6 protein-coding genes are annotated in these 6,948 nt (G+C 54.4%); 2 read left to right on the forward strand and 4 right to left on the reverse strand.

The genetic code is table 11. The features are described 5' to 3' along the window. Positions 1 to 48: 48 nt before the first annotated feature. Positions 49 to 1,023: an RluA family pseudouridine synthase gene (locus tag ACOYIE_RS07955; RefSeq protein ID WP_433412119.1), complete on the reverse strand. Its 975-nt coding sequence runs from the start codon at positions 1,021 to 1,023 to the stop codon at positions 49 to 51. 239 nt (positions 1,024 to 1,262) lie between these two features. On the opposite strand from ACOYIE_RS07955, the gene ACOYIE_RS07960 reads away from it, so the two are divergent. Together ACOYIE_RS07960 and ACOYIE_RS07965 are read left to right on the forward strand one after the other, a co-directional pair. Continuing rightward, complete coding sequence (locus ACOYIE_RS07960; protein WP_433412121.1) at positions 1,263 to 2,303, forward strand: LacI family DNA-binding transcriptional regulator; 1,041 nt, start codon at positions 1,263 to 1,265, stop codon at positions 2,301 to 2,303. Positions 2,304 to 2,423: 120 nt separating this feature from the next. Continuing rightward, positions 2,424 to 3,230, forward strand: coding sequence for a tetratricopeptide repeat protein (locus ACOYIE_RS07965; protein WP_433412123.1), 807 nt, complete (start codon positions 2,424 to 2,426; stop codon positions 3,228 to 3,230). A gap of 42 nt (positions 3,231 to 3,272) precedes the next feature. Here the strand turns inward: ACOYIE_RS07965 and ACOYIE_RS07970 are convergent, their stop codons facing one another. The 3 genes from ACOYIE_RS07970 to uxuA form a co-directional block, all read right to left on the reverse strand. After that, positions 3,273 to 3,893 (reverse strand): helix-turn-helix domain-containing protein, encoded by a 621-nt coding sequence (locus ACOYIE_RS07970; RefSeq protein WP_433412125.1) that lies wholly within the window; start codon positions 3,891 to 3,893, stop codon positions 3,273 to 3,275. 199 nt (positions 3,894 to 4,092) lie between these two features. Next, positions 4,093 to 5,685: a mannitol dehydrogenase family protein gene (locus ACOYIE_RS07975; protein WP_433412127.1), complete on the reverse strand. Its 1,593-nt coding sequence runs from the start codon at positions 5,683 to 5,685 to the stop codon at positions 4,093 to 4,095. A gap of 3 nt (positions 5,686 to 5,688) precedes the next feature. Next, positions 5,689 to 6,759: a mannonate dehydratase gene (gene uxuA / locus ACOYIE_RS07980; RefSeq protein WP_433412129.1), complete on the reverse strand. Its 1,071-nt coding sequence runs from the start codon at positions 6,757 to 6,759 to the stop codon at positions 5,689 to 5,691. Between the last annotated feature and the right edge of the window lie 189 nt (positions 6,760 to 6,948).

Below are 6,948 nucleotides of genomic sequence, written 5' to 3' on the forward strand. Positions count from 1 at the left end.
CGCAGAAACAGAAAGAGCAGCGGCCAAATCGGCTGCTGCTCTTTTTTGTCATAGCAGGTAGGAAAAGCCTGGAAAGTACTTTTCGGCAAAGGGAACATTGGAGACCGTGAAGGTTCGGCCGTTCAGATACGCCAGCACGCCTGCGGGCTCTGAAAAACGGAAGGTGAGCGAATACGCATACAGCGCCTGCCCTTTTTCGCCGTAGGGCCGATCAAGCTCGGCGCGGCCGTATTTTCCGTCCCCTAATAGCGGGCAGCCGATGGAGGCCATGTGCGCGCGAATCTGGTGCGTCCGGCCGGTCAGAAGCTCGCATTCGACGAGGGACAGTCCGTTCTGCGTGGCAAGGGTGCGATAGCGGGTGCGGGCGGTTTTGGAGCCAGGCACCCGCGTTTGGTGCAGCGTGACCTGTTTTCGCTGTTCATCCCGCCGGAGAAAGTTTTCAATCAGACCGGCAGACGGCTGCGGACGGCCGTGAACGGCGCACAGATACCGTTTCTCCAGTTCACGGCCTTTGATCTTGTCGTTCAGGATACGAAGCGCCTCGGCTGTTTTGGCGGCAATAACGATGCCGCCGGTATTGCGGTCTATGCGGTTGCACAGCGCGGGGGCAAAAGAAGCGGCGTCTTCGGGGTCCCATTGCCCGGACTGGTACAGGTAGGCCTGAATATGCGCAATCAGGGTATCGCTGTCCCCCTTTTCATCCGCGTGAACGACCATGCCGGGGGATTTATCGGCCAGAAGGATATGCGCATCCTGATACACAATATGCAGACGCGGCTGCGTGATACGGCGAAAGGCGTCCTCTTCGCAGGGGGCGCTGAAGTATTCGTCGTTTAAATAAAGCTGTACCGTGTCGCCTTCGGCCAGCCGGTAGGCTGCGTCAGTGCGCTTGCCATTGACTTTGATACGCTTGAGACGCAGATATTTGTACATCTGGCCGCCGGAAAGCAGGGGAACTGCCTTTTCCAGAAACTTATTCAGGCGCTGCCCGCTGTCATTTATGCCGATATGGAATTCTTTCAAGAGGGGTGTCCTCCATTCTCCAACATGATGTGCTATTGTTTAGTATACAGTATTTCCGCACGGAAGAAAAGAGAAAGAATAAATATGCAAAGAGTTGTGAAATATTTACAAAAAAACAGGCGATAAGAAGTGCGTTTTGACGAAAAATAGATTATTGTGCAATGGGCATTGATAGCATGATTTTTGACCTGTATAATATAAAGGTGAGGGAAATGGAGGACAAAAAGGAGTCAGTAGGTGTGAAAAAGAGTATGACGATCACGGAGATCGCCAAGGAAGCGGGCGTTTCCAAATCAACGGTATCCCGCGTGCTGAACAATAAGACGGACGTTTTGCCGGACACGAAGGAGCGGGTGCTGCGCGTCATCCGCGCCCATCAGTTCCAGCCGAACGCCTATGCGCGCAGTATGTCGCAGCGGCGCAGCCGTACCATCGGCGTGGTAGTGCCGCATGATATCGACTATGTTTTTCAGAATCAGTATTACATGGAAATTCAGCGGGGCGTGCTGAAAGCCCTGACAAAGCGTGGGTATTATGCGCTGATTTTGTGCTGCCGGGATATGAAAAAAGCGTTTGATGCGGTTCTGCAAAAGCGGGTGGACGGTCTGCTGGTAATCAGTCCGCTGTATGAACATACGCCGCAGATTAACGAATTGCTGGAAAACCATGTGCCGCTGGTGCTGGTCGGCAAGGCGCCGGCATCGCAAAAAGTGTATCAGGTATGTGTGGACAATTATGTGGGTGCATCTGCGGCGATGCGCCATTTGTTCGAGTTGGGGCATGAGCGGATTGCGTATATTAACGGCCCGCATTTTCTGCCGTCCAGCGAAGAACGCCGCCGTGCCTATCTGGATGCAATGGCCCGTCAGGGGTATCCTGTACTGCCGGGCATGGTGCAGGAGGGATATAATTCCATTGATTCCGGCTACCAGACCGCCAGCCGGATTATGGACGCTTTTCCGGATGTAACGGCGATTTTTGTTGCGTCGGACTATATGGCGATTGGCGTAATGGATGCGATTCATGACCGCGGACTGGATATTCCGGGGGATATTTCTGTGGTCGGATTTGACAACATCCAGATGTCGGAGCAGGTTACCCCTGCGCTTACCACGGTGTGCCAGCAGATTGAGGAAAAAGGGCGCGTCAGCGTCAATCTGCTGCTGGATCTGATAGAAGAGGTGGAAACTCCTGAAAAACCGGTGGTTGAGCTGGAAGCCAAGCTGCTTGCGCGCGCAAGTACGGGACCGGTTTCGGTTAAAACGGCAAAAAAATGCTGACGATGGCCGGCAAGAGCGGACGAAGTTCCGCTCTTTTTTTTGCGAATAAAGAAAAGAGACTTGCGGTTGGCATCAATCAAAGGTATAATTATATTTATACACTTTAGGAGAGATTAGAGCATGTTAAAACTGATTAAACTGTATCCGCATTTTTTGCTGATTCCGATTGTGGGCGCTCTGGTGCTGTTGTTTGTGGCCGCGCGCATGGTTGCAGCGGGTGTATCGTTTGTGGCGGCGGCATTGGTGCTGATTATCGGCTTTGCCATTTTGTGCATTCTGGGAATGTCCTACGCGGTCAATGCCAACCAGAACAAGCTGTGCTGGCTGTATCAGGATTTGGAGCCGGAACGCTTTGTTGTGATGTATGAAAAACTGCTGCCCCGTGCAAAGAAGGATCCGGATTTGGAAGTCAACCTGCGGGCGCATATGGCCAATGGCTACGCCGCTTATGGAGAGTTTGACAAGGCGCTGGAGGTTATGGACAATGCGCCGGAGATACCGGACGAGACCCTCAACCGCACAGCAAAGATTTTGCTGCTCAACAATCGCGCACAGATTTATTTTCAGCTGGAGCAGGCAGAAAAGGGCAAGGAATGCATGGACCAGATGCGCGTACTGCTGGCGCAGAGCAGTGAGGCGCTGCAAAAGCAGTATGAGGAGAATCTCCGGATGATGCGGTGCCACTATGAGGCGCTGACCGGCGTGTGCAGGGATGACGCATATCTGCGCGAGGTTGTCCGCAACAGCACGACAAACCTGTTCCGTGTCAACGCCAGCCTGCTGCTTGCGCGCGTGTATCTTTCGCAGGGAGAGCCTGAGATGGCGCGCGCTTACTTGGAGCAGACCTATGAAAAGGGACGTGACTGGCTCTGGCCGACGCAAAAGGCGGTTGAAATGATGAAAGCATTGCCGCCGGCAGAAAATTAACAAAAAAAGGGGACGCACAGCGTCCCTTTTTTGATTGCACAGCTATTTCCTGCGCTCATAATATGTGCGCGCAGCCCGTATGGTGAAAAACAATAGCGCAAACAGGCACAGCCACATTGCAATTGCAACAATTTGCTGGATAGAAATGCCGTGGGCGTAGGCGGAGAGATGAAAAATATCGAACATCCGGACGCTGGTGAAAAGCGGCGCAAGCAGGATGGCCGGCAAAAGCGTGAGCCAACCGATAATCAATCCGGCGTATTTTCCGGTTTTCAGGCAAAGGATGCCGCAGACGATGCAATATCCGCCGATTGCCAACCCGCCGGACCCAAAGAAGAAAGACAGGACACAGCAGAGCAGACCGAGGGCCAGCAGGATAAAGCCGATGATTCGCTGCGTACCGAAAGTCCTTTGCGGCGCGGCTTGGGGCGGAGCCTGCGGCGCGGATGCGGGGGAAGGGCCGGTTGGAGAACGGCCGGTCAGTTCATCCAGAGAGATATGAAATACATCGCTCAGCAAAAGCAGTTTGTCAAGCTCGGGAACGCTGGTATTGTTCTCCCATTTGGATACCGATTGGCGGGAAACGTGCAGCCGCTCGGCCAGATCTCCCTGAGACATGCCGCGCGCATTGCGCAGCGTATAGATCGTTTCACCCAATGTCATACTATCACCCCTTTGATTGGCTTTATTATAGCAGAATGGGGAGAAAAAGTCGACCAACTATGCTGTATCTTTTCGCAACTGACAGTTGCAGAGACGTTTTTGAGAGATCAAAAAACAGCCCGTATCGCCAAGCGATACGGGCTGTTTGCATTTGTGTTACGTCCTGATGAGACAGGCACGCACAGAAGCCGGAGACAGCTTACGCCGTGTACTTCTTCAGCGTTGCGCGGATTGCGCCCGGGCCTGCCATCATTTCCTTCCAGTAGCCGATGACCTTTTCAGCCAGGCCGCAGGAGTACAGGTCGATACCAAAGATGGTAGCGTCGTGCAGAATGGGCTCCAGCTTGGCAACAGAGGCGTCGTCCACCTTGCCCAGCTCAATGCCGGAGAGTTTTTCCTGCAGGGAAGCGAGCAGCGGGTCGGCGCTGCACTGGAACGGCTTGCCGTCATCGCCGACAGCGATGAGGTAACGCAGCCAGCCGGCCAGAACCAGCGGGATATACTTCAGTTCAGCGGCCTTGCCCTTGCCCATCGCTTCGTAATTCTTGATTGCATTACCAAAGCGGATGGAAACCTTCTGGGAGGTATCGGTTGCAATACGCTGCGGGGTATCCGGAATAAAGGGGTTGGGCAGACGGGTCTCAAATACCTCGTCCAGGAAGGCCTTGGGGCTGAGAACGCCCGGGTCCACTACAACCGGCATGCCTTCATCGTGGCACATACGGTCGATGAGCTTGTACAGCTCAGGGTCCTGTACTTCCTTGGCAATGGAGGTAAAGCCCATCATGCAGCCGTAAACCGCCAGCGCGGTCTGAGGCGGGTTCAGGCAGGTGCAAACCTTCATCATTTCCGCGTTGTTAACCGTGTCGCGGGTGGTGAAGATAACGCCGGCCTTGTCGAGCGGGGGATGGCCGTTCGGGAAGTCGTCCTCAATTACCAGATACTGCGGACGCTCGGCGTTGACGAACGGCGCAATATAGGTGTTCTTGCTGGTAACGAAGGGATGCATATTCTCCAGACCGTCCGCTTCGAGCTTGTCTGCAATTTCCGGCGCGGGACGCGGGGTGATCTTGTCGATCATCGACCACGGGAACGCAACCTTTTCGGTCAGATAAGCATACTCTTCCGCGGAGATCAGGCCAGCTTCCTTCCAGGCTTCCACAAACTCCATAATCGCACCCTGCAGCTTGGCGCCGTTGTGCGAGCAGTTGTCCATCGAAACCATGGCGAGCGGCTTGCCGCAGGTGTGCATGCGATGCAGCAGCAGGGTGGCCAGAACCGCCATAAAGGACTTGGCGGCAGCGGGGCCGGCCTTCTTGTCCTCAACCACAACCGGAAGCAGCTCGTGATTTGCATTGTAAAGCGAGTAGCCCTTCTCGGTAATGGTAAAGGATACCATCTGCAGCGAGGGAGATGCAAAAATTTCCTTCACACGGTCCATGTCGTGCAGCAGGGTGGTGGTCTCCGCTACAGAGCCGATGACTTCCTTTTCAATGCGGCCGTCCGCCTCAAGCGTAACGGCAACGGTCAGGTTGTCAACCGGATGGAAGCACTTGGTGACGATTTCATCATCGTAGCTTTCGCAGGTGATGACGCCGGTCTCCATAGCGCCTTCCTCGATGAGCTTCTGCGCAACAGCGGCCTGGAATGCACGGAACAGGTTGCCTGCACCAAAATGCAGCCAGGTCGGAGCAGCCTTGGTCTTGGCAGAAACTGCTTCTACGTCAAACGCGGGCAGCTTATAGCCGTTCCAGGCGGCGGTATCCTTTAAAGAGTTGATAGAGAGTTTCATTGTTTACTTAGTCCCTTCCAGTTTGTCAAGCGTGTCCCAGATGCCCCAGAGATACATGATGCCGAGCGCGCGGTCATACAGGCCATAGCCCGGGCGGCACTTCTCATTAAAGATGTGGCGGCCGTGGTCGGGACGCATATAGCCCTGGTAGCCGCAGTCATGATAGGCCTTCATGATGTTCAGGATGCCGGTGTCGCCGTCGCAGTCGCGGTGGGAAACCTCAGAGAAGTCGCCGTTCGGATAGTGCTTGGTGTTGCGTACATGCGCAAACGCGATGCGGTCGCAGTAGGTGCGAACGATATCGGCAACGTCGTTGTTCGGGTTGGCGCCGAGCGAACCGGAGCACAGGCACAGGCAGTTGTTCGGATGGTCAACCATCTTAACAAAGCGGCCGATGGACTCCTTGTCAACCAGCAGACGCGGCAGACCGAAGATATCCCAGGGGGGATCGTCCTGATGGATGGCCATTTTGATGCCGGTTTCCTCGCAGGTCGGCATGATGGCTTCCAGGAAGTACTTCAGGTTCTCCCAAAGCTTTTCCTTGGTAACCGGCTCGTACTTGGCAAACAGCTCGTCCAGCTGCGCCATACGCTCGGGCTCCCAGCCGGGCATGGTGTAGCCTTCGCAGCCCTTCAGAATATATTCTGCCATCTCCTTGGCATCCTCGCGGATAACGGCCTTCTCATAATACAGAGCGGTGGAGCCGTCCGGCAGCGGATGGAACAGGTCGGTGCGGGTCCAGTCAAACACGGGCATAAAGTTGTAAGTGACAACCTTAACGCCGCACTGGGCCAGATTGCGCAGAGTGATCTTGTAGTTTTCGATATACTGGTCGCGGGTGGGAAGACCGATCTTAATGTCGTCGTGTACGTTTACCGACTCGACCACATCAATATTGAAGCCAGCGTCCTCAATAATCTTCTTTTCGGCCATGATTTCCTCAACGGTCCAGATTTCGCCCGGCTGCTTGTGGTGCAGAGCCCAGACAATGCCGGTGACGCCGGGGATTTGCTTGATGTCGGCAAGGGAAACGCTGTCGTTGCCTTCGCCGTACCAGCGGAATGTCATTTGCATAGCAAAACCTCCTATTAATTTTTTGCAGGCGTGCCTCTCTTTTCAAATATCGCCTGCCTGGGGAACAGCGGGCCTGTCCGGAAGCTGCTCTCAAAAATACCCTCCATACGATAAGGACGGAGGGTGTCTGCACATATCAGTCAGAGGTGCTTCAGGAGCCGAACCACTGTTTATCATCATTATAATACA

Source organism: Agathobaculum sp., assembly GCF_050946325.1.
Lineage (GTDB): Bacteria > Bacillota > Clostridia > Oscillospirales > Butyricicoccaceae > Agathobaculum.